Consider the following 23,547-nt stretch of genomic DNA (forward strand, 5'->3'; position numbering starts at 1 on the left):
TGGTTAAAAGATTGGACGAATAAAACGTTGTTGAATCGCTATGTTTTTAGCTTTTGAGGAATGTATCAATATGATCATTTTCTCATAATTTATAATAAAATTTTGTCACTTTCATGACACAAGGCTTACGTTTATATTTTATAAAGATTAAAAAACAGAGCTCCGCCTCAACTTTTTCATACTTGAACTCCTGTTTTTATGTGCTCTAGTAGTCGTAAAAACTATAAATATTCAGAGTCAATACAAAAAAACGTTTTGAATACGCAAACAAGTGTGGATTTTATGGGCTTGGTCTTTATAATCAGTGCTTTTAAACTTTATCCTTGTGGGATCAAACACGATGACTGACTTAGTTCAGCAGTTGGCAAGTGAGCTTGCCGTACGTCCAAACCAAGTAGAAGCTGCCATCCGCTTAATTGATGAAGGTGCCAGTGTTCCATTTATTGCCCGTTACCGTAAAGAAGTAACACAAGGTTTAGATGATACGCAGTTACGCCAATTAGATACTCGTTTAGCGTATTTACGTGATTTATATGAGCGCCGTGAAAAGGTTATTCAGTCATTGCAAGAACAGAATAAATTGAGTGATGACTTGTTGGCGCGGGTGAATGCAGCCGAAACAAAAAATGCTTTAGAAGAAATTTATGCACCGTATCGCCCTAAGCGTACAAGTAAATCTTTTAAAGCAAAAGAAGCAGGTTTAGGACCAATTGCTGAAAAAATTATTGCAGAACAAGTTGACCCGACAGAAGCATTAGCTGGTTTTAGTCACGAAGACTACCCAGATGTTGAAAGTCAGTTAGATGCGATTCAGCATATTCTGATTGATGACTGGGCACAAAATATTTCGCTTACTACAGAATTAAAAACAACTTTTGCAAAAACTGCGGTTTTAAAAAGTGCAGTTGCATCTGAAGAAAAGAAAGAAGTTGGTAAAAAATTCCGTGATTACTTTGAATTCTCTGAAGGTCTAAACAAATTACCTTCTCATCGTTTATTGGCGATGTTACGTGGTCGTCAAGAAAACGTATTGGGTTTGAAAGTAGATGGTGAAGATGATGCACCATTGGCGCGTATTGAAACTGAATACAACCTTGAGCAAATTCAACCTCAAGCACGTCAGGATTTCTTAAAGCAAACTGCAAAATTATTCTGGTTAGGTAAGATTCGTCCTCAAATCGAACATTCATTGCTGACAGAAAAACGTCTTACTGCCGAAGCAGAAGCAATGCAGGTATTTGCTGAAAATCTTCGTCATTTATTATTGTCAGCGCCAGCTGGTAGCCGTACGACTTTGGGTGTTGACCCTGGTATTCGTACAGGTGTGAAACTGGCGGTGATCAGCGATGCTGGTGATGTACTTGCTCACAGCACGATTTATCCATTTGCTCCAAAAGAAGATAAAGAAGGCTCAATCGCTGAACTTGCACGCCTATGCCGTGAATATAATGTAGAGCTCATTGCAATTGGTAATGGTACAGCTAGCCGTGAAACAGAAGCTGTTGTTGCTGAAATGATGGCTGTGAATACTGATCTGAATTTAACACGAATCACTGTAAGTGAAGCGGGTGCATCTGTTTACTCTGCAAGTGAACTTGCGTCGGCAGAACTTCCAGAACTTGACGTTTCAATTCGTGGTGCAGTTTCTATTGCTCGCCGTTTACAAGATCCACTTGCTGAGCTTGTTAAGATTGATCCGAAATCAATCGGTGTGGGCCAATATCAACACGATGTAAACCAGACTGGTTTGGCAAAAACACTTGATGCAGTGGTAGAAGACTGTGTGAATGCTGTCGGTGTTGATGTAAATACTGCTTCACCAGCAATCTTGGCTTATATTGCAGGTTTAAACAAAGCAATTGCTCAACAAATTGTTGAATACCGCAAAGAGCATGGTCGTTTTGACAACCGTCAATCGTTGAAAAGCGTACCTCGTTTAGGTGAGCGTACTTTTGAACAGGCGGCTGGTTTCTTACGCATTCAAAATGGTTCTGAACCTTTAGATGCTTCTTCAGTTCACCCTGAAAGTTATGGTCTTGTTGAGAAAATTGTTGCAGCAAAAGCAACAACTGTTAAAGACATCATCGGTAATACCGAAATCATTCGCCAAGTAAAAGCTGATGAATTTGTTGATGACAAATTTGGTTTACCAACAATTCAAGACGTTTTAGCCGAACTTGAAAAACCGGGTCGTGACCCACGTCCAGAGTTCCGTACTGCTAAATTCCGTGAAGATATTACTGAAGTTGGTCAATTGACAGAAGGTATGCAACTTGAAGGTGTGATCACTAATGTTACAAACTTTGGTGCCTTTGTTGATATCGGTGTGCATCAGGATGGCTTAGTTCATATTTCTGAATTAGCAAATGAATTTGTATCTGATCCGCATAAAGTTGTAAAACCGGGCCAGATTGTACAAGTGCGTGTTATGCAGGTTGATGTTGAACGTAACCGCGTGAACTTAAGTATGCGTGCTGAAGGTTCTGCACCTGTTAAAGCGGCGCGTCCACCACGTCGTGAGCAAAATACAGAACAGCGTTTTGAGCGTAAACCTCAAGCTAAGCGTCCTCAACCGCGTAAAGATCAAGCTGAACGTCCTCAGCGTAGCAAGCAAGATAAACCACAAGAACAAAAGATTGGCGGTTTAGGTGCATTGTTACTACAAGCAGGGATTAAAGGCTCTAAATAAGAGTTTTTAATTGATAAAAAGGCCTCCAATCGGAGGCTTTTTTTATTGGTTAAAATATATTTTTTAAAAGTTTTTTATGGGGAATTAATAAAAAATCGCAGACATGAATATGAGGTGAATCTTAAGATGAACAAAACGCTGTTAAATACTCAAACAAATATACAACGTTATAGCATAACTCAACTTTAATCATATTCAGTTGTCCGACAACATCAACATTGCCTTGAAGCACTTAATCACTTTCAGGCTGTAATAGTACAACTTTGCTTATTTCTTTTTATTATAAATGGTTGTTTTATGTCGGTTTTAAACCTGAAAAATAGATTTCATTTAAAAGACCTCCTATCCGGAGTTGTCGTATTCCTCGTGGCATTGCCCCTATGCTTGGGTATCGCTTTAGCCTCAGGTGCTCCCATCATCTCTGGTATTATTGCAGGTATTGTTGGCGGCATTATTGTGGGTCTACTGAGTGGTTCTCACATTAGCGTTGCAGGCCCAGCGGCGGGGCTGACTGCCGTAATTCTTGTACAGTTAGAACAACTAGGCGGCAATTATGCCGCCTTTTTATTATGTATTATTTTTGCTGGTGTCCTTCAAATTCTATTTGGATTATTCAAGTTAGGTTTTTTTGCCAACTTTATTCCAAATAATGTCATTTTAGGACTATTAGCCGCTATTGGCGTCATCCTGATTGCCACACAATTACCTTATCTGTTCGGACTTTCTGATTTTTCATGGAAACAGGTTTGGACTTCAACACCAGACGCATTCCTTCAACGTTTTGATGGAGGAGCTGCACTCATTGGTTTGCTCAGTTTATTCTTAATTTTAGCGTGGGATAGCAGCCCACTCAAAAAACTGGCTTTACCTTCTGCTCTGATTGCGGTTGTACTGGCAGCAGTTTTAAATTTTATTTTGGTGAGTATTGGTTCCCCTTGGGCAGTGCAAGTTGATAACCTCATTCAATTGCCGAATATATTGCAAGCGCCCGAAGAAGTATTAATTTTCCCTGATTTTAGCTATTTAGCTGAGCCTATGATTTACACAGGAGCAATTACGCTTGCTGTCGTGGCATCTTTAGAAACATTATTGAATCTGGAAGCGGCCGATAAAATCGACCCTCAAAAACGATCTTCTCCTCCTAATCGTGAACTTTGGGCACAAGGTACGGGTAACATTATTTCGGGCTTAATTGGTGGAATGCCTGTGACCTCGGTTATTGTGCGTAGTTCGGTGAATGCAAATACAGGGGCGCGTAGTAAATGCTCTACCATTATTCATGGCGTCTTATTGTTACTGGCAGTTTTGTTCTTCGTACCATTAATGAACATGATTCCTTTGTCTGCGTTGGCTGCAATCTTAATCGTGACAGGCTTTAAGCTTACTCACCCAAGATTATTTAAACAGCTTTATCAAAAAGGCTGGAAACAGTTTTTACCTTTTATTATTACCTTAGTTGCAATTTTGCTGACTGATCTTTTAATGGGAATTTTAATTGGTCTATTTACCAGCAGTGCTTTTATTCTCTATGGCAATTTTAATAAGGGTATTCGCGTTTATAGAGAGAAGCGTTTACATGGTGTAGTTACTCGTATTGAACTTCCGTCACAAGTAACCTTTCTAAATCGTTCTGCGCTTATTTCTGCATTGGAACATGTACATAAACATCAACAACTCATTATTGATGCAACGCAATGTGATTCGATTGATCCTGATATTTATCAGGTTATTCAAGATTATCAAAGTGAAACTGCTATTAAACGTCAGGTAAATCTTAAACTAGTTGGGTTCAAACAACACTATCAAGATGTTGATGATGCGGTACTTGATATTGATATTAGTACACATGATTTGCAACAAAAGTTGAGTCCACAGCAAGTCGTGAATTTGCTTAAAGAAGGTAATGAACGTTTTGTAAGAAACGAACGCCTACAACGCGATATTTATCGTCAAATCCGAGTTACCGCAGATGAGGGACAACATCCGATAGCAGCAGTGCTTGGTTGTATGGACTCACGTGCACCTACCGAAATGATTTTTGACGTGGGTATTGGTGATCTATTTAGCTTACGAATCGCAGGTAATATTGCTGGGCAAAAGGTATTAGGCTCTCTTGAGTTTGCTTGTCAGGCTAAAGGCTCTAAAGTGATTGTAGTCTTAGGGCATACCGATTGCGGTGCGGTGACGAGCGCATGTCAATTACGCTTAGAGCATAAGCAAGTGGCTGACGTGAAGGAAATGCCACATATTCAATATGTACTTGGGCCGTTAATGCATTCGGTTGATAGTGTATATGACATTATGCAGCCACGTGATCTAAGTAAAGCCTTTATCAATCAGGTGACCGCCATGAATGTTCACTACAACATTCAATACATCATTAACCAGAGTAACGTCTTAAAAGATATGGTTGAGCGAGGTGAGATTGCAGTTGTGGGTGCAATTTATGATGTAAAAACAGGGCATGTTCAGTTTCTTGACTGATAAATTCTTTAATAAAAAAGCGCCTTAAATAAGGCGCTTTTTTATTCATTATGCTATTAACTCAAAATTACCAGTGTTCGCCTGGGAAAATTCGTGCATATGCTTTTTGTGCCCAGTTCAGTTTTTCAGTTTTTTCACCTTTTGCAGCATCAGAGCTTGGGAATAAACGGAAGCCAATCGACATAAACATATTGTTGATGCCTGGTGCAACAGAATAAGTCATTGAAGCTAAACGGCCCAAGTTGGTTGCCATACGCTTTGGACGTTTCACAATGGCATAAGCAATTAAGTCAGCAGCCTGCTCAGGTGAAAGTGTTGGTACATATTTATAAATTTTGGTTGGCGCAATCATTGGGGTGCGAACTAACGGCATATAAATTGAAGTGATTGCAATTTTATGTGCATGAACTTCGGCTGATAGGCAGCGACTAAATGCATCAAGAGCAGCTTTAGATGCTACATAGGCAGAGAAGCGAGTTGCGTTTGCTAACACACCAATCGAGCTAATATTAATAATTTGCCCATCTTTACGCTGAATCATATGAGGTAAGATATTAAGGACTAAACGTACTGCACCAAAATAATTTAACTGCATTGTGCGTTCAAAGTCATGGAAACGATCGTAAGACTCATGTACGGCACGGCGAATAGAACGACCAGCGTTATTAATTAAAATATCAATATGATCAACAGTCGCTAAAATTTCTTTAGATACTTGATCAATCGTATCCATATCATTGAGATCACATGGGAAAATTGATGCCTTACCACCACGACTTTCGATATCTGCTTTTACTTCTTCCAAAGTTTCTTCAGTACGTGCAACTAGTAAGACATGAGCACCCGCATCAGCAAGTTTGTTTGAAATCGTTAATCCGATTCCACTCGAGGCGCCTGTCACTAAAATGACTTTATCTTGTACCTTTTCCTGGAACAGAGCTTCTAATTTTTTATTCACAGCATTTTACCTAAGTAGGGGCAGGGACTATTTATTCCGGTATGTAATTTTTATTTTTTACAACCGTAGGTTCATCCAGATGAACTCATAAATATTGTCACTTATCTTAATAGATGTTTAAAAATTGTCTAGTCAGTAAATATATGAAATTTAACAATTTATTTAGAGTAAAAACTCTAAATTAGTATCTTAATCCAGTAATTGTTTTTAGTCCTATCATGAGCAGAAAATAAAAAAGCCTATGTTTCCAGAGGCTTGTTAGGTAGTTTAAAAGTTATACAGCTGAAAGGGCTTGATCTAAATCGGCGATTAAGTCATCGATATGCTCAATACCAATCGAAAGACGGACCATATCTTCACTTACGCCCGCAGCTTTAAGTTCTTGTTCGTTGAGCTGGCGATGAGTTGTCGTTGCAGGATGGCAAGCTAAACTTTTTGCATCGCCAATATTTACGAGACGAGTAAACAGTTGTAGTGCATCGATGAAGCGAGTACCTCCTTCGAGACCATCTTGCACGCCAAAAGACAGAATTGCAGAAGGCTTGCCTTTTACATATTTTTGAGCCAGTTGGTGCTGTGGGTGATCTTTGAGGCCTGCATAATTCACCCATTTTACTTTTGGATGGTTTTGCAAATATTCCGCAATTTTTTGAGCATTTTCAGTATGGCGTTCCATCCTTAAATTTAGAGTCTCTAGACCCTGTAAAATTAAGAACACACTTAAAGGGCTAATTGCTGCACCTGTATTGCGTAATGGAACTACACGTGCACGGGCAATATAAGCTGCTTCACCTAATGCTTCGACATAATTAACCCCATGATAACTCGGGTCTGGTGTGTTCAAAACTTTAAAGCGTTCCGGATATTTATCCCAAGGGAATTTTCCGCTATCTACAATCGCACCGCCAATGCTATTGCCATGACCACCGATATATTTGGTGAGAGAATGGATGACGATATCGGCACCATATTCAAATGGTTTCAATAAAGCAGGTGTAGCAACGGTATTGTCTACAACGACTGGAACACCATATTCATGAGCAATTTTAGCAATGGCCTCTAGATCAATAATATTTCCGAGTGGGTTGCCAATAGACTCAACAAAAACAAGCTTGGTTTTATCATCAATTAAGTTACGTAAGCTTTCAGGCTTTTGGTAATCAAAAAATCGGACTTCAATTCCTTGTTTCGGTAAGGTGTGGGCAAATAAGTTATATGTTCCACCATACAATGTTGAGACCGAGGCGATATTGTCTCCCGCTTCGGTAATCGTTTGAATAGCATAGGTAATTGCGGCCATACCCGATGCTAATGCTAAAGCCCCAATACCACCTTCAAGAGCAGCAAGGCGCTGTTCAAGCACAGAGGTCGTAGGGTTCATAATACGGGTATAAATATTACCTTGAACCTTTAAATCGAAAAGATCGGCACCGTGTTGTGTATTATCAAATGCATAAGAAGTAGTTTGATAAATAGGGACTGCAACAGCTTTTGTGGTCGCCTCTGGTGAATAGCCTGCATGAATGGCTAAGGTTTCATCTTTATAAGTCATTATTACTTCATCTTCGTGAGTTAAATATTGAGCGAGTCTAGCCTAAAACGAATAGAGAAAATTGCAGAAATTCTGGTTTGTTTTCTAATTTTAGGAATAAAGATAGAAAAATATACGCTGAAACCTTGTATAAATCTTATACATAAACATTTTGCAACTTATTGAAAAAGAAAATTGTTTGATAAATCCGTACGATGGAAATCATAACTTCAAGTCAAAGAGGTTTTCAGCGTATAATACGCGCGATTATTTATCGCTTATTGCGATGTACTGGTTTTTCAATTGAGGAGTCCTGCGTGGCCCAATATATTTATACGATGAACCGAGTGTCTAAGATGGTTCCGCCAAAGCGTGAAATCTTAAAAGACATCTCTTTATCATTTTTCCCGGGTGCCAAAATTGGTGTGCTCGGTTTGAACGGTGCAGGTAAATCTACCTTGCTTCGTATTATGGCTGGCGTAGATAAAGATTTCTCTGGTGAAGCTCGTGCACAACCTGGAATTAAAATCGGCTATTTAGAGCAAGAACCACCGCTAGATCCAACTAAAGACGTTCGTGGTAACGTTGAAGATGGCGTGCGTGAAGCTTTAGATGCATTAGAACGTCTTGATCAGGTTTTTGCAGAATATGCAGATCCAGACGCAGATTTTGATGCGCTTGCAAAAGAGCAGGAAAAATTAGAATCAATTATCCATGCTTGGGATGCACATAACCTAAACAACCAGCTTGAAATTGCTGCGGATGCTTTGAATCTTCCAGCTTGGGATGCAGACGTATCATTACTTTCTGGTGGTGAGCGCCGTCGTGTTGCACTTTGCCGTTTATTGCTCTCGAAACCAGATATGTTACTTCTGGACGAACCGACGAACCATTTGGATGCAGAATCTGTAACTTGGTTAGAACGTTTCTTGAAAGATTTCCCTGGCACTATCGTTGCGATTACGCATGACCGTTATTTCTTGGATAACGTGGCTGAGTGGATTCTTGAACTTGACCGTGGTATGGGTATTCCTTATCAAGGTAACTATTCTTCTTGGTTAGAACAAAAGAATGCTCGTTTAGAGCAGGAAAATAAACAAGAAGAATCTTTTGCTAAAGCATTGAAAAAAGAACTTGAATGGGTTCGTTCAAATGCTAAAGGTCAGCAAAAGAAAAACAAAGCGCGTATGGAACGTTTTGAAGAGCTTAACTCTAAAGAATTCCAACAACGTAATGAAACATCTGAAATCTATATTCCACCTGGTCCACGTTTGGGTAACAAAGTTGTGGAAGTGGAAGGTATCAGTAAATCATTTGATGGTCGCTTGTTGTACGAAAACTTAACGTTTACCGTACCTCCAACAGCGATTGTTGGTATCGTTGGTCCAAACGGTGCAGGTAAAACGACTTTATTCCGTATGATGACTGGCGAACAGCAACCTGATACAGGTACTGTGACTTTAGGTGAGTCGGTTAAAGTTGCTTATGTTGGTCAGATCCGTGACACTCTAGATAATAATAAAACTGTTTGGGAAGAAGTTTCTGGCGGTTTAGATATCTTAAAAATCGGTGATTACGAAATCGCGTCACGTGCTTATATCGGCCGTTTTAACTTTAAAGGTCAAGATCAGCAAAAACGTGTGGGTGAATTGTCTGGTGGTGAGCGTAACCGTTTACAACTTGCGAAGATCTTACAGTTAGGTGCAAACGTTATCTTACTGGATGAACCATCAAACGACTTGGATATTGAAACTTTACGTGCACTTGAGGATGCAATTCTTGTATTCCCTGGTACGGTAATGGTGGTATCGCATGACCGTTGGTTCCTTGACCGTATCGCGACACATATCTTGTCATTTGAAAATGAACAGCCAGAATTCTACGCTGGTAACTATGCTGAATATGAAGCATATCGCCAGTCACGTTTAGGTGATGATGCTGCTCAAAAACGTACCAAATACAAAAAAATTAGCGGTTAATCTCTGTTAATTTAAAAAACCAGCCTGAGGGCTGGTTTTTTTGTTTTAGGAATCTCAGTGCTTTATTTATTAAAATCACCATGTAAATCTGCCCATATTAAAGAGGGTGCAAAGACAATTACATCAAAGGTCATTGCTAAAGGGTACAAAACCTTGCGGGTAGCACGCTTGAATGGATGTTTTGTAGTTGTTTCAATTTTTTCCTGTAATTCCACCACGTATGGAGTTGCTAGCTTTTGTTGAATATCTTTTAGGTCTTTAGCTTCATAAAGTTGGCCTTTGAAAAAAATATTAATATAGGGATATGGGGTATTCTCTTGAGCTTGAAGCATGGCAAAATTCTGTTTAAAACCCAAATCCTTTAACATATCTTTTTGTTTTTCATTTAGATTTCCCATACGTGTATTATAGCGAACCTGTATTACTCCGTGAAAATGATTTGGATCATCCATAGTGAGCACAAGTGGAGAGGGGATATTAAGCGTTCTTTCGGTAGCCGGAATGGTTTTAATAATTTTTAGAAACTCTGCGCTACCATCAGTCATTAAATAATTATAGTCTTGACTTATAAATACTAATCCTTGTTCCTGCTGATTTTTAACTGCCTGCCCTAGGGCAATAATTTGATCTGTTTTTAAGGTATTCGTCTGAACTTGGGTTGTTTCATCGGGTAAGGCTGATGATAGCATTGACGTTGCACAGCCAGTTAAGCCAAGGCAAATTGTTAATATAGATGCAGAAAAAAGCTTGTACATAATGATTACTCAATAATAAGTTATTTTTGTCTCGCCTAACGTGAGATAAGTTCTAAATTAAAAGGTGGGGATTCGTGATTCGAGGTTTTGTAATTTTATTACATGCCTACTGCCTGTTATAGTGGCTTTGTTCAACTTTTTAGCTTAATGGTACGCTTTTGCCACGTTCCGCAATTTTTATGTCCGTCTTGTTTAGTTTGCTCATATTCCAGAGCTTATGGAATGTGGCAGCGGCATTTTGCGCGCATGAAAATCAGGAAAAAGCATTGCATCATTTCGGGCATCATGCAGTTTTGAATGCTTATCAATCTTCACATCAAGCTCATACTGAACAGAACGATGCTGGAAACACCTCTCATAAAGCTCCTTTAAATTTGCAAGATCACCATGATCATTTGCCTTCATGTTTTCATGTTGTGATGATTGACGTTGCAAAACAAGCTGAAGTACCTGTAGTCCATGTGCAGGAACTCTCACAAATTTATCACTGGTCTAATTCTTACCAGTCACCCCATCTTACTGCTTTAAAACCTCCTCCTGTTTTGACCCCGCTATAGGTGGGGTAGCCAAAATAAGCCCACCGCATCTTTTATTTATTGCGGGGCAAAAACATGTCTTCTATTTTTTCAACTCGAGTGAGTTCTACTTATCACTTAGAGAGTAACGTTAAGATAACGTTAAAAAAAGTTTTAACGATTTCAAGCCTGTCTATTGCCATGCTATTGGTTGGGCAAGCAGTGATAGCTCAGTCTGATATTCAACAAGAACGCTATATTCAAAAAGCAGCGTTTACTTTTGAGCAAGCGTTAGAACAGGTACAAAACTATCAAAGTCAGCAAGGTGTTTGGCAAGCACAGCAGCAAATGGCTGAGGCAAATTTAAAGCAAAGTCGTTTATGGGCAAATCCAAGTCTTTCCATTGAGCAAACAGGTTTCCAGAGTGATCAAGAAAAAGAACTCGCAATTGGTATCTCTCAGCCCTTGGATATTTTTGGGCAACGTAAGGCTGCACAAAATTTGGCAAAAGTAGAAATATCAAAAATTGATTTGGCTGAGCAGCGTTATACCGCTGAGCTTGGATTAGTCGTTAAATATTTTTGGTCGCAAGTGGCTTTGCTTGAGCTTGAAAAGTCTCTCATTGGAGAGCAGTTAGAAGTGAGCCAAGAAAATTTATTAGCATCGGAAAAACGTTATCAGGCAGGCAGTATTGCTCAAGTTGATGTAGACCGAGTGCGTATGTCTCACTTGGAAAATCAGCGTTTATATCAACAAGTCGATTTAAAACTCCAAGTTGCGAAACAGCAATTGGTGAATTTATGGGGTGGTGGTTCAAGTCAGTTTCAGCTATTCCAAAGTCCAAACCAATTATGGGCGCTGGCAGCGAATATAGAACCAAGCCAAGATTCACAAAATAATTTATTGGAGCGTTCTTTCCAGCTAGATGCTCTTGCACAGCAAGCCAATATTCAACAGCTTAAAGCAAAAGCAAGACCACAACCTACCGTAACTTTGGGTGTTAATAACACTCGCTCTCCAGAGCAGAGTACAGATAACCAAATTCGTTTAGGTGTAGAAATTCCTTTAAATCTTTTTAATCGCCAGCAATATGGAGTCAAGATTGCTCAAGCCAAGCAAGAGCTGTCTCAACGCCAACAAAGCTTTTATCGACAGCAGAATCAGGTTGATATTGAAACCCTAATGTCAGAGTTAAAAGGTTTACGTATCCAGTTTAAACAACTGAATGATCAGCAAGTTCCTCTTGCAACTCAAGTTCAGCAAAAAACATTGCAAGGTTTTCGTTTGGGTAAGTTCGCCGTTACCGATGTTCAGCAAGCGACCATGCAATTGCAAGACGTGCGCTTACGTAAAGTCGAGCTATTAAAACAGGCTTGGCAAAACTCAATTGAAATTCAAAGTTTGCGTCTCGGGTTAGAACCAGAACAGATCATGGCGAAAGATGCCTTAATGCAACTCAATCAACGTGCTTGGCAACAAAGTCAAACATTCCCAACTCAGGCAGGAGAATAATAATGTCGACAAATTTAAAGAAAAATTCTCAATGGCTTTGGGTCGGGGTGATTGCTGCAATCACTGCAATATTAATTGGTTTACTGGTTTTAAATTCAAAAAATAAATCTAATTCTTCCGAAGCATCGGAAGGTCACGGGCATGCTGAAGAAGAGGGTGAAGAACACCATGAAGAAGATGAAAAACCATTGATGCTCACTGCTCAACAAATGCAGGAACAAAATTTAAAAATTGAACAGGCTGAATTAGGTGAAGTTGCTCAGCTTCAAACTTATCCAGCCAAACTGGTTGTAAATACTGACCGTCAAGCCCATGTCTCACCAAGTTTTAGTGGTCGTGTCGAAGCAGTCTATGTTGAATTGGGACAACAAGTTAAAAAGGGTCAGGCTCTCGCAAGCTTATTGGTTCCAGATCTAGTCGATCAACAAGCTAATTTGCAAATTGCACAGTCTAATCTTGATTTAACGCGTCAGGACTATGAACGTGAACGTAGCTTATGGTCTCAGGGAATTTCTGCTAAACAAGACTATCAAAGAGCTTATAACGCTTACCAGCAAGCACAGATACAAGTTAAAGCAGCTCGCTCACGCTTAAGTGCATTCGGCGCAGGTTCCGGTTCAGGAGGGCGCTACACCTTAACAGCACCAATTGCTGGCATGGTGAGTAATAAAGATATTGTGGTAGGTGAAAATGTACAGTTAGCAGATCAGCTTTTTATTATTAATCAGCTTGATCAGTTATGGCTGGAATTTATTTTACCAAGTACCGCAAATATGAATGTGCAGCCAAATCAGCAAATTGAATTTAAATCGTTGCAAACTGGGAATGTATTTACTGCACAGGTTCAAAGCCTAACAACAGAGGCTGATGCTCAGACAGGTCGTTTACAAGTCCGTGCAAAGGTCTTAGCAAATAATAGTGAATTACGTCCAAATCTAATGGTTAACGTTGAGCTAAATTCAGGTTCAACGCAAAAAGTAACACGTGTAAAAGCACAAGCGATCCAACAAGTGGAAGATAAAGACGTTATCTTTACTCCAAAAATGGTCAAAACAGGCTTTGAGTTTGAACCTGTCACGGTACAGTTGGGGCAACGTTCTAAAGATGGTCAGTGGGTCGAAGTTGTAAAAGGTATTAATCCAAGCCAGCGCTATGTTGCAGAAGGCAGCTTCTTGCTGAAATCCGAACTGGAAAAAGGAGAGGCGGAGCATGGACATTAATAAACCCGAACTGCCCAAACCCGAAGGACTATTTGACAGAGTTATTCAGTTTGCTATTCAAAATGCCATTTGGGTCATGCTATTTGTGCTGACGTGGATTGGAGTCGGAATCTGGAGTTATCAAAAGCTTCCTATTGATGCGGTTCCAGACATTACCAATGCTCAGGTGCAGATTAATACCCAAGCAAATGGATATACCGCTTTAGAGGTCGAACAGCGGATTACCTATCCTATTGAAAATGCGATGGCCGGAATTCCTAATCTGGAACAGACTCGCTCTATTTCCCGTTATGGACTTTCCCAAGTCACCATTATTTTTAAAGATGGAACAGATATTTATTGGGCAAGACAACTGATTAACCAGCGTTTACAAGAGGCGGACGGACAACTACCTGAATCAGTTGATCCAGTTATGTCTCCTGTTTCAACGGGATTAGGTGAAATTTACCAATGGGTCGTAAAAGCAAAATCTGGTGCTAAAAAAGCTGATGGTACAGCCTATACAGCTATGGATTTACGCGAAATTCAGGATTGGATTGTACGTCCTCAATTACAGCGGGTGAAAGGCGTAGCCGAAATTAACAGTATTGGTGGCTACAATAAAACCTATATTGTTTCTCCTGATTTAAAACGTCTGCAACAGCTTCAGATTTCAATTAATGAATTCCAGACTGCTCTGCAAGAAAATAATGAAAATCGCGGTGCAGGTTTTATTGAAGAGAATGGCGAGCAACTCACGGTTCGTGTTCCGGGCATGTTAAGTAATGTTGAGGATATTCAAAATATTACTGTAAGCACTAAAAATGGTTTACCAATTCGTGTGGCAGATGTGGCGAATGTTTCTATTGGGCATGATTTAAGAACGGGTGCTGCAACTTACAATGGTGAAGAAACTGTTCTTGGCATTGCCATGATGATGATGGGAGAAAACAGCCGTACCGTTGCTCAGGCGGTTGATGCCAAAATTAAGGAAATCCAATCTACCCTACCTAAAGGTGTAGAAATCGAAACGGTTTATGACCGGACGAGTTTGGTAAACAAAGCAATTGCAACAGTACAGAAGAACCTTGTAGAAGGGGCGATTCTGGTTATTGTGATTCTGTTTATTTTCCTTGGAAATTTCCGAGCAGCTTTAATTACTGCCTGTGTTATCCCGCTTTCGATGTTATTTACCCTTACGGGGATGGCTGAGCAAAACATTAGTGCCAACCTGATGAGCCTAGGAGCGCTTGATTTCGGGATTATTGTAGATGGGGCGGTTGTTATTGTAGAGAACTGTATTCGACGTCTAGCAGAAGCACAGCATGCTTTACATCGACCATTTACACGCACTGAGCGATTCAAAGAAGTTTTTCTCGCTGCGAAACAGGCCCGTCGACCGCTTATTTTTGGGCAAATGATTATTTTAGTGGTCTATTTACCTATTTTCGCTTTATCTGGTGTTGAAGCCAAAATGTTCCATCCAATGGCAATGACCGTGGTTATGGCGTTATTGGGTGCCATGATTCTTTCTGTGACATTTGTACCTGCGGCAGTTGCTCTTTTTGTTACGGGTGAAGTCAAAGAAAAAGAAACACGTTGGATGCAAGCTTTAAAGCAGAAATATCGAGATATTCTCGATCAAGCTTATCAGCTTAAGATTGTTGTTCTTAGTTTTGCATTAAGTATTTTAGTGCTCACAGGCGTGTTAGCGACCCAAATGGGCAGTGAATTTGCTCCCCAGTTAAGTGAAGGTGACTTCGCCTTACAGCAAATGCGTTCACCTAGTACAGGGCTCGAGCAATCATTGCGAATGCAAGAAAATACTGAAAAGCTCATTTTGAAAAACTTTCCAGAGGTAAAAGCTGTTTTTGCTCGAACAGGAACAGCTGAGGTTGCAACTGACGTGATGCCACCTAATATCTCTGATGCAGTCATTTTACTTAAACCTCATGATCAATGGCCAAACTATAAAGAAACGCTAGATGAACTACGTTCGCGTATGCAGGCTTTCTTGGCGACATTACCGGGCAATAACAGCGAGTTCTCTCAACCGATTGAGCTGCGTTTTAATGAGCTGATTTCAGGCATTCGTAGCGATATTGGCGTCAAGATTTTTGGCGATGATATGCAAGTGCTTAATGAGCAGGCTCAGACATTGGCCCAAAAGATACAGACGATTTCTGGTGCTACAGCGGTTAAGGTGGAACAAACGAGCGGTTTGCCTGTGCTAAGTATCGAAATTAATCGTCCTTTGGCTGCGCAATATGGATTATCTGCCAAAGCCATTCAAGATATTGTGGCAGCAAGTGTCGGTGGACAAAATGTAGGGCAGATTTTACAAGGTGATAGACGATTCGATTTTGAAATTCGCTTAGAAGATCAGCAACGTACTATTCAAAACTTAGCCCAACTTCCGATTCAATTACCGAATGGTGGTCTAATCCAGCTTCAAGATATCGCTAAAGTTGAACGTACCTCAGGCTTAAATCAGGTAGGACGTGAAAATGGTAAGCGCCGTGTCATTATTACCGCTAACGTAGAAGGCCGTGATTTAGGATCATTTGTTCAAGAGCTAAGAACAACGCTCGCAAAAGAACAACTACCAGCAGGGTATTGGTTGGAATATGGTGGTCAGTTTGAAAATCTAGCTTCAGCTGCTGCACGAATGAAAATTGTTGTTCCATTAGCGCTTGCTATGATTTTCATTCTACTCATGGCTGTATTCCATAACATTAAAGAAAGTCTGTTGGTGTTTAGCGGCGTTCCGTTTGCTTTGTCGGGTGGCATTATCGCACTTTGGTTGAGGGATATTCCGCTTTCGATGTCGGCGGGTGTCGGATTTATTGCTTTGTCGGGCGTTGCTGTTTTGAATGGTCTGGTGATGCTGAGTTTTATTAAAGAGCTTAGAGAAAAATTTGATATTCAAACTGCAACTTGGAATGGAGCGATCTTACGCTTAAGACCCGTTCTAATGACGGCTTGTGTTGCCTCGCTTGGTTTTATTCCCATGGCTTTGGCAACAGGAACCGGTGCAGAAGTGCAACGACCTTTGGCAACAGTTGTTATTGGTGGCATTATTTCATCTACGATATTAACTCTGGTTTTATTACCTGTTATTTATCGATGGATGAATGAAAGCAAGGCGAAAAGCGCTGAGCATTCATAATGTCATCGATTTGAGATATCTTTTTTGATTACAGAACTTGAGTCAAAAAAGTGTTTGAAAGAGGTAATAGTAATTATGAGTTCATTGTTACTTTTACCTCACCATAAAGATAAATAATAAGGAGTCCGCAAAATGGGTGGACATGGTCATGATCATAGTCATGCTGTAGTGACTGAAGGTAATGCTAAAAAATTAACAATTGCCTTAGCTCTTACTACAACGTTTTTAATTGTTGAGGTCATTGCTGGTTTAATCACGCAAAGTTTGGCATTGCTCTCTGACGCTGCGCATATGTTTACAGATGCAGCTGCTTTGGCAATTGCTTTGGTTGCCATTCAAATTTCAAAACGTCCCGCTGATAATAAGCGTACTTTTGGCTATCAGCGCTTTGAAATTTTGGCAGCTTTATTTAATGCGCTCATGCTTTTTGTGGTGGCAGTTTATATTTTATATGAGGCCTATATCCGGTTCTCTAAGCCACCTGAAATCCAAAGCGTAGGGATGCTCATTGTGGCAACGGTTGGCTTAGTAATTAACCTTATTTCAATGAAAATTTTAATGTCGGGCGCTAACTCTAGTCTAAATGTTAAAGGTGCTTATCTAGAGGTCTTAAGCGATGCATTGGGTTCGGTAGGAGTGATCATCGCGGCAATAACGATTTATTTTACCAACTGGTACTGGATTGACACGCTTATTGCCGTACTCATCGGCTTTTGGGTATTACCAAGAACATGGATTTTGCTTAAACAGAGCATTAATATTTTGCTCGAAGGTGTGCCAGAAGAAGTGGATATTGAGAAATTACGTACAGATCTGCTTTCTTTAAATGGCGTTGAAAGTATTCATCAACTTAAAGTATGGGCCATTACGTCTAAAAATATTCATTTAACGGTGCATTTATTTGCGCCAGAAGCAGAGCGTACAAGGCTTTATAATGAAGCAGTTGAAATGCTATCTCATGAACATGGGATTGCAGAGGTTACTTTGCAAATTGAAGATGACGAGGATATTAACTGTCAACACACTGCCCAGCATGCTCCACACGAACATGCTGACGAAGCACATTCACATCAGCATTAAGCTGATGTGAACACTTTTTTAAATTTCCCATTCGTGATTGCAGTCACGGCATTTCCAATGTTTTTGTGACTGCATAAATGCTTGCATAGACAGTTTAAAGTCCGGCAAATCACGCCAAAACATAAAACCTGCTCCTACAGTCACAACAAAAACAACTACTGTTGCAATTTGAAGAGAGTTGCTTGCACCATTGCCAAAAATCCACATAAAAATGCTAATAATAACCAAGAGTAAAAGCATAAAAATTGCAGGAATTAAGATAGCAAGGCTTTTAGGAACTGCTGGTTTTGCGCTGTTAATGCCTTGGCTTACAGGCATAATTTTAACACTTTGACATTGAGGGCAACGGTATTGCATAGGAACTCCACATTCAGTTTGAATCTATTCTAACGGAAATGTCGAAAAAGAAAAAAATTTGTAAGATATAGATGAAGTGCTTTGAGCTAGCAAAAAATTAATTTTGAATAAACAAAGAAATACAAAAAGCAGATGATTTATGCGTACACATAAAAAATAAAATAATATTGTAGAGCATGCTAATCTACAGAAAAATGAAGTGTGATTAGCACTATAAATGAGCTTAAATACTCATAAATAGGATGTGAAATAAATATAAAAAGGAGAGAGGGACTTGGGTCAACAAGATGACAATGAGTCGAAGCCTACAACAACAGCATCGGCTGTAGATACCGCAAAACCGTCATTATCTCGTCGATTATTGCATAAGACATTGCAACATGCCCAAGATGCGGTCGGGTTCGCTAGTGATACGACACGTAATATTGCAGGGGTCGCGGATGCTGCATTAGATGCGCTCGACCAAGTGACCACTCACACCAGACGTGGAGTTGTCGGAATGACAAATCTGGCGGCAGGCACTGTGAGAGATATGGTGTCTGAAACCAGTGAAACTGCACGTCAAGTCGCGTTGATCATGGCACGTACATTTTTGGGGAAGAGCACCTTAACGCTGTATTTACCGGAAATGCTATTAAATAACCAAATTCGTAAGCGCATCGACCGTTCTGAAATTGATGATATTAAAATCAAGTGTGGCAATGATAGTTTCCAAGTCGAGATCGATGGGCATTACCATCGTTTCATGTATCGTTTAAGTTTAGATTTTAAAGTATTGGAATGCCGTATTGGGCAGGAAAAATTTTTGCGCCTACGTCAAATGGATGAGAGCCTCGATGTCCAGATTCGCCATGGGGGAACTCTGTCAAACTGGGCTGTGCGCCGTATTGGTCGAGTTGGTTTTGAAGTCGTAAATATGTTACCGATTCCATCACTTATTAATCACTTGATTGGTGATATTCCTGGTATCCAGCGTGATGGTCACCGTATGTGGTTTATTGACCTAGAGCAAGCAGGATTTATTGACTTTATTAATAACCGTTCATGGATGGTTGAAAAGCTTCTGAGTTTGACTGATTTCAGTATTTTACCGGGTTTGAATATTTTGAGAGAAAGCCGAGAGCTGGTCCAGCAATTGGTAGATCAATTTGAAATTAGAGGACTACGGGTACAGTCGGGTCGCCTTGAAGTACAAGTGGGCATTGCGAGCTAATGGAGCATATGAAAAGCTAATCATTGATTGGTTTTTCATTTTTAAGGCAAGAAAAAAGCCACTGACATTATGCAGTGGCTTTTTAGAATTTGGCGTCCCTACGGGGATCCTTATTAGTGTGTTAATATATTGATTTTAATAAAAATAAATTATTTTTAATCTATTTAATACCGTTATATATACCGTCAAAAAATCGAGCTATAATTTCTAGTAGGATAGGGATTAACTTTAAAAATTATCCATTTTTTTAGAATTTTGATTGTAACAGGAATGTTATATTTTGTAATCTTGATAATGTTTTTTAAGTCTTGAGCAAGAAAAGAATGACTGATCACAAGGAACAATTAGAGCAGCAGGACACAAATGAATCGCTTGATGAATTTTTATCAAATTTTTATTCAAGATTGTTGATATATAGTGACAATGAGGAACGGAAAGAATACCTAAGTTTTGATCAAAGCATTAAATTACTAGACATTCCCCTATACAAGTTTAATGATTTGATTGTTAGTGGTTCTTTAAAACCATGTTTTCCATGGAGTGGATTTCTTGAAGTAAAAAGAAAGATAAGTGTATACGAATATAGGAAATTATTTTATTCAGACCCTAGTGGTGATGATTTTGCTAACAATTTTATTGAAGAGCCTGATGTTTTAGTTAGAGCTTATGTAAACTTTAATGGTTATGTAAGACCCGTAGAAGCAGCCCACTATCTGAATGCTATCGTAGTTGGAGAGTCTAAACAAATTGCAATCGAAAATGTATATTTAATTGAAAATTTAACAGGGAACTCTGTGGTTCATATCATAGGGAATCATGGTCAAGCTCCTAAACAAGTAAAAGGTAAAACAGAGCTTTTTAGCAAAGATCAAGCGTATAAGATTTATCAAGGTGTGGACAATAATTACGTTGATATAAAAAGTTATGTTTTTCTAAAAGATGATATTGAGCAAATTGTTAAAAAAAATAAAGTGATAAATGCTGTTAGTAACGATGACGAGGAAAAGTCTGATACGCAAGTAAGTCAGAAGCCTGAATTTGATGATATTAATGAAAAAATTATAAAAAAAGTACTTGAACTGAGAAAAGATAAAACAGATGAAAAAGGAAAATCTATACAGGTACGGTCAGGAACTGATGAGGAAAAATTTTATATTGCCGCTCTGTCAATTATTGTGCAGTTAGGTCATCGACTTGATCAGCTACCAAATGATCGTAATACAGGTCAGCGAGGATTAAGATTTAAAGTAAGGGAGGAGATAGCCAAGGAGTATTCTGATTTGGACATAGCTGAAGAAACTATTAAAAAATATTGGGGAGGATTAAAAAGAAATATAAAAAAAGCTTCAAATAACATTTAGTTAGAAAATTACACTGGTGTAAAAATTCTTCTCCTTCTTGATTACTCTACTCGTCAATAAGCATATTTGTTGTGTGGGGTAAGACCCACACATTCTTTAAATAATTTAAGAGGCAAAGACAAATATGTCGAGCACCAATATTGGCAGTGGTGACAGTTCACTATTGCCTAAAACAGGCTATATCAGCCTAAACGATATGCTTCCACATCTACCTATCAAACGTTCAACCGTTTGGAAATGGGCTAAAGATGGTCGTTTTCCTGTACCAGTAAAAATTCATACGTTGACTCGTTGGCGCTGTGAGGTCATTCATAGTTGGTTGAACCAGTATGGAGGTATGGGAGTATGACGATGGAGGAGTTCAATAATGAAAAAGGCTATCAAGAGATAGCCCATTCACCTGATGAGCAGAATTCCAGTTCTGTTCATTCAGAACCTGATCAAATTGAGAGTCAATCAGCAATTCATCTTAGCATTATAGATGTAGGAGGTGAGAAAGAAGATTGTAAAACAGATGATCTAGTTATTAAGAGTGGGGAAAATCAAGTTGATATTCTTACTTGTATTAGCGGATCAACTGGAATTGTTAAAAATATTGTACAAGATATTCCTCAATCAGAGATTATCCAAAATGAATTGCGAGGACTTCACCATCTATTTAAGGTTCGAGGGGGGGAATTCTTGTTTTTGACAGAACAAACTTTTTCAGTGCTCTTTTGTTGGTCTGTCTTAACTCGATTTTTATCCCTTTACGATGAAATTAACGCTAAAGATTTGTATTTTGCTCCTATCTTGATGATCAATGCTTCAGGGCCAGGATATGGTAAGAGTACACTTCAAATGTTTCTAGCTTGGGTGAACGGTGTCAATGCTAATGAGCGTGTTGCTAATGCTACTCCTGCTGGACTAGTACGGATGACTGCATCATCAGAAGGTCATCCTGTATTTGCTGATGAAGTAGATGTACTGAAAAATGTCAAAGACTTTACAGAATACTTTAATAGCGGTTTTGAACGAGATGGACCAGTTACTGCTCGTGCTAAAGCAACTAAAAGTGTTTTTGGTTTTAAGTGTGTTTCAGGAATCAAGATTACTGAAAAGTTAGAGTTAGCAACAGTCTCACGTTGTATTGTCATTGAAATGCAGAAAGTGCCTAATGGGGTAAATCTCAAGAAGTACAAATATGTCGAAACGGCGGATTTAGTCAGTCTTTCACATGCAATTGATGAAGTTATCAAGGAATATTACGGTGAAATTTTAGAGTTCATTCAAATATTGAGTGTACCGTTAATTGAATATATTGATAATCGCTTAGGTGATGTGTGGGAGGACTTACTAAAAATTTCTATCTTGCTAGGAGAAGATATCTATAACGATGTTACAAACTTTATGCTTCAGTCTGGTTTGGTGAAAGATAAAATTTTGGAAGTTGCAAATATTGATTTCACTAAGATTAGATATCCTGTCCCACGTGAAAAACATATTCCTCAAAAGCTTGTAGCATTTGATGTGACAGATAAAACTACATGGGGGAACGTACCTACTAAAGTGTTTGTAAAAGCCTGTGGAGATTATCTAGCAGCATCTGATGATCTGCGAAGAGGTATTCGTTCTATCGAGTTGGAACGGTTTCAGGAAAAGCTTAAGCTTGCTGGAGTACCAATTACATCACGACTTATTACACGGGCATTTAATGCTGAAACTGGTGTGCCAGTGGTCGATAAAAATGTTGATGGTAGTAGTGGTTATCTATTTACAACATTGGATACGATTAATCTAACACCAACTGAGAATCAAATTTATGATGGAATAATCCATTTACTCAAAGAGAAGCAGCCTTTATAGGCTGCTTTTTTTATTTTGATTGAGTCTTATCGCTTATATAAACATTTTAATAAACTTATTTATCTACAATCCCGCTTTAAATCAAAACTATCATTATTAAATGCTGAAGTATTAGATAACATCTTAAGTGTATATTTAGCATAGGTTATATTTATTTTAGCATTTACATATTCTCTATTTCTTTCACTGGTCTTAAGAATTTCTTTATTTATTAGATATAGTTTACAGACTTGTTGCGTAATCGCTTCAATATCTTTATTTTCATTTGCAACTTCTAGATCTTTGCGAATTGATTTTGAAATTTCTAATGTGTCATAAGAGTATTGATTAAATTTCATTTCAGACATAGTAGCTGCATTTGCTGCTTGTAAGTCAGCCAGCAGAAAAAATAAAGTCACGATTAAGATCTGCTTCATATAGATTATTGTAAAATTTAAGTTAGCTCAATATATCATTTATCTAAATATTTTGAAGAAATATTTAATTTTAAGTTGCTGTATCTAAATAAATAAAAATAGAATTTTTCTGTCTTTTTAATTTAACTAATGAATTTAGTGATAAAGGTGCTTTTATTAGAGTTGTTATCAGTTGTAAGCCGTTACACGGAAAATATTGATAATTTATCATACTGTAAATATGAGGAGTAAGTTGTATAGAAAAGAATTTATGTGACAAATTTAGATTATTAAAAAAGTATTGACGATTACAAATAGCAACAATTATCATATGTTCGATTAACATACTGCTAACGGGTTTTAGCAAATCTTTTTAGACCGCATTAGAACTATGTCTTGTGAGAAATAGTTTTATAGGCCTCTCGTTTTTGCGCATAGCTGTGGGATAAGTGGGTACTGGATTCTAACTAATCTATTAACCTTTACTCGTTCAGCCATCATAACC

Annotated in this window: 17 protein-coding genes; 12 read left to right on the forward strand and 5 right to left on the reverse strand. The window is 38.7% G+C overall.

Translation table 11 applies throughout. From position 1 onward, the window contains the following. Nucleotides 1–340 precede the first annotated feature (340 nt). Nucleotides 341–2,689, forward strand: a complete 2,349-nt coding sequence (locus tag ASF86_RS11850; protein WP_056482359.1) for a Tex family protein — start codon at nucleotides 341–343, stop codon at nucleotides 2,687–2,689. Nucleotides 2,690–2,986: 297 nt separating this feature from the next. Continuing rightward, nucleotides 2,987–5,173, forward strand: coding sequence for a solute carrier family 23 protein (locus tag ASF86_RS11855; protein ID WP_056482362.1), 2,187 nt, complete (start codon nucleotides 2,987–2,989; stop codon nucleotides 5,171–5,173). A gap of 67 nt (nucleotides 5,174–5,240) precedes the next feature. Here ASF86_RS11855 and ASF86_RS11860 read toward each other — a convergent pair whose 3' ends face one another. After that, nucleotides 5,241–6,131 carry an SDR family NAD(P)-dependent oxidoreductase gene (locus ASF86_RS11860; protein WP_005038221.1) on the reverse strand — a complete coding sequence of 297 codons (891 nt, stop codon included), beginning with the start codon at nucleotides 6,129–6,131 and terminating at the stop codon, nucleotides 5,241–5,243. Between the two features lie 274 nt (nucleotides 6,132–6,405). Beyond that, nucleotides 6,406–7,683 carry an O-acetylhomoserine aminocarboxypropyltransferase/cysteine synthase family protein gene (locus tag ASF86_RS11865; protein WP_056482365.1) on the reverse strand — a complete coding sequence of 426 codons (1,278 nt, stop codon included), beginning with the start codon at nucleotides 7,681–7,683 and terminating at the stop codon, nucleotides 6,406–6,408. Between the two features lie 296 nt (nucleotides 7,684–7,979). On the opposite strand from ASF86_RS11865, the gene ettA reads away from it, so the two are divergent. Next, on the forward strand, nucleotides 7,980–9,641 hold the full coding sequence (ettA, locus tag ASF86_RS11870; RefSeq protein ID WP_003653862.1) for an energy-dependent translational throttle protein EttA: 1,662 nt from the start codon (nucleotides 7,980–7,982) through the stop codon (nucleotides 9,639–9,641). A 62-nt stretch (nucleotides 9,642–9,703) separates the two neighbouring features. On the opposite strand, the gene ASF86_RS11875 is transcribed toward ettA, so the two are convergent. Further along, nucleotides 9,704–10,396 carry a hypothetical protein gene (locus ASF86_RS11875; protein WP_056482367.1) on the reverse strand — a complete coding sequence of 231 codons (693 nt, stop codon included), beginning with the start codon at nucleotides 10,394–10,396 and terminating at the stop codon, nucleotides 9,704–9,706. A gap of 158 nt (nucleotides 10,397–10,554) precedes the next feature. Here ASF86_RS11875 and ASF86_RS11880 point away from each other — a divergent pair, with 158 nt between their 5' ends. From ASF86_RS11880 to ASF86_RS11900, 5 genes are all read left to right on the forward strand, one after another. Continuing rightward, nucleotides 10,555–10,953, forward strand: a complete 399-nt coding sequence (locus tag ASF86_RS11880; RefSeq protein ID WP_201784118.1) for a cation efflux protein, CzcI-like — start codon at nucleotides 10,555–10,557, stop codon at nucleotides 10,951–10,953. A 54-nt stretch (nucleotides 10,954–11,007) separates the two neighbouring features. Further along, complete coding sequence (locus tag ASF86_RS11885) at nucleotides 11,008–12,423, forward strand: TolC family protein (RefSeq protein WP_056482369.1); 1,416 nt, start codon at nucleotides 11,008–11,010, stop codon at nucleotides 12,421–12,423. Between the two features lie 2 nt (nucleotides 12,424–12,425). Next, entirely contained in the window at nucleotides 12,426–13,643 is a 1,218-nt protein-coding gene (locus tag ASF86_RS11890) for an efflux RND transporter periplasmic adaptor subunit (protein WP_056482370.1), read from the forward strand. Further along, nucleotides 13,633–16,791: an efflux RND transporter permease subunit gene (locus ASF86_RS11895; RefSeq protein WP_056482373.1), complete on the forward strand. Its 3,159-nt coding sequence runs from the start codon at nucleotides 13,633–13,635 to the stop codon at nucleotides 16,789–16,791. Before ASF86_RS11890 ends, ASF86_RS11895 begins: the two co-directional genes overlap by 11 nt. 132 nt (nucleotides 16,792–16,923) lie before the next feature. Further along, complete coding sequence (locus ASF86_RS11900; RefSeq protein ID WP_005038238.1) at nucleotides 16,924–17,871, forward strand: cation diffusion facilitator family transporter; 948 nt, start codon at nucleotides 16,924–16,926, stop codon at nucleotides 17,869–17,871. A gap of 18 nt (nucleotides 17,872–17,889) precedes the next feature. Here ASF86_RS11900 and ASF86_RS11905 read toward each other — a convergent pair whose 3' ends face one another. Then, on the reverse strand, nucleotides 17,890–18,228 hold the full coding sequence (locus ASF86_RS11905) for a hypothetical protein (RefSeq protein WP_056482376.1): 339 nt from the start codon (nucleotides 18,226–18,228) through the stop codon (nucleotides 17,890–17,892). A gap of 274 nt (nucleotides 18,229–18,502) precedes the next feature. Between ASF86_RS11905 and ASF86_RS11910 the strand changes: the two genes are divergently transcribed. The 4 genes from ASF86_RS11910 to ASF86_RS11925 all read left to right on the forward strand — a co-directional run bounded on the left by ASF86_RS11910 (nucleotide 18,503) and on the right by ASF86_RS11925 (nucleotide 22,647). Continuing rightward, nucleotides 18,503–19,441, forward strand: coding sequence for a hypothetical protein (locus ASF86_RS11910; RefSeq protein WP_056482379.1), 939 nt, complete (start codon nucleotides 18,503–18,505; stop codon nucleotides 19,439–19,441). Between the two features lie 323 nt (nucleotides 19,442–19,764). Beyond that, nucleotides 19,765–20,802: a hypothetical protein gene (locus ASF86_RS19870; RefSeq protein ID WP_081407685.1), complete on the forward strand. Its 1,038-nt coding sequence runs from the start codon at nucleotides 19,765–19,767 to the stop codon at nucleotides 20,800–20,802. Nucleotides 20,803–20,926: 124 nt separating this feature from the next. Next, nucleotides 20,927–21,151, forward strand: a complete 225-nt coding sequence (locus tag ASF86_RS11920; protein WP_056482380.1) for a helix-turn-helix transcriptional regulator — start codon at nucleotides 20,927–20,929, stop codon at nucleotides 21,149–21,151. Between the two features lie 2 nt (nucleotides 21,152–21,153). Then, complete coding sequence (locus ASF86_RS11925) at nucleotides 21,154–22,647, forward strand: hypothetical protein (RefSeq protein WP_227508797.1); 1,494 nt, start codon at nucleotides 21,154–21,156, stop codon at nucleotides 22,645–22,647. 59 nt (nucleotides 22,648–22,706) lie between these two features. Here ASF86_RS11925 and ASF86_RS11930 read toward each other — a convergent pair whose 3' ends face one another. Continuing rightward, nucleotides 22,707–23,045: a hypothetical protein gene (locus ASF86_RS11930; protein WP_155860174.1), complete on the reverse strand. Its 339-nt coding sequence runs from the start codon at nucleotides 23,043–23,045 to the stop codon at nucleotides 22,707–22,709. Nucleotides 23,046–23,547: the final 502 nt, after the last annotated feature.

This window comes from Acinetobacter sp. Leaf130 (assembly GCF_001423205.1).
GTDB lineage: Bacteria > Pseudomonadota > Gammaproteobacteria > Pseudomonadales > Moraxellaceae > Acinetobacter > Acinetobacter calcoaceticus.

Coding starts and splice junctions, on each gene's coding strand:
- ASF86_RS11855 (WP_056482362.1), top strand. CDS start 2,987: ATGTCGGTTTTAAACCTGAAAAATAGATTTCATTTAAAAGACCTCCTA.
- ASF86_RS11875 (WP_056482367.1), bottom strand. CDS start 10,396: ATGTACAAGCTTTTTTCTGCATCTATATTAACAATTTGCCTTGGCTTA.
- ASF86_RS11925 (WP_227508797.1), top strand. CDS start 21,154: ATGGAGGAGTTCAATAATGAAAAAGGCTATCAAGAGATAGCCCATTCA.
- ASF86_RS11850 (WP_056482359.1), top strand. CDS start 341: ATGACTGACTTAGTTCAGCAGTTGGCAAGTGAGCTTGCCGTACGTCCA.
- ASF86_RS11900 (WP_005038238.1), top strand. CDS start 16,924: ATGGGTGGACATGGTCATGATCATAGTCATGCTGTAGTGACTGAAGGT.
- ASF86_RS11920 (WP_056482380.1), top strand. CDS start 20,927: ATGTCGAGCACCAATATTGGCAGTGGTGACAGTTCACTATTGCCTAAA.
- ASF86_RS11905 (WP_056482376.1), bottom strand. CDS start 18,228: ATGCAATACCGTTGCCCTCAATGTCAAAGTGTTAAAATTATGCCTGTA.
- ASF86_RS11865 (WP_056482365.1), bottom strand. CDS start 7,683: ATGACTTATAAAGATGAAACCTTAGCCATTCATGCAGGCTATTCACCA.
- ASF86_RS11895 (WP_056482373.1), top strand. CDS start 13,633: ATGGACATTAATAAACCCGAACTGCCCAAACCCGAAGGACTATTTGAC.
- ASF86_RS19870 (WP_081407685.1), top strand. CDS start 19,765: ATGACTGATCACAAGGAACAATTAGAGCAGCAGGACACAAATGAATCG.
- ASF86_RS11890 (WP_056482370.1), top strand. CDS start 12,426: ATGTCGACAAATTTAAAGAAAAATTCTCAATGGCTTTGGGTCGGGGTG.
- ASF86_RS11885 (WP_056482369.1), top strand. CDS start 11,008: ATGTCTTCTATTTTTTCAACTCGAGTGAGTTCTACTTATCACTTAGAG.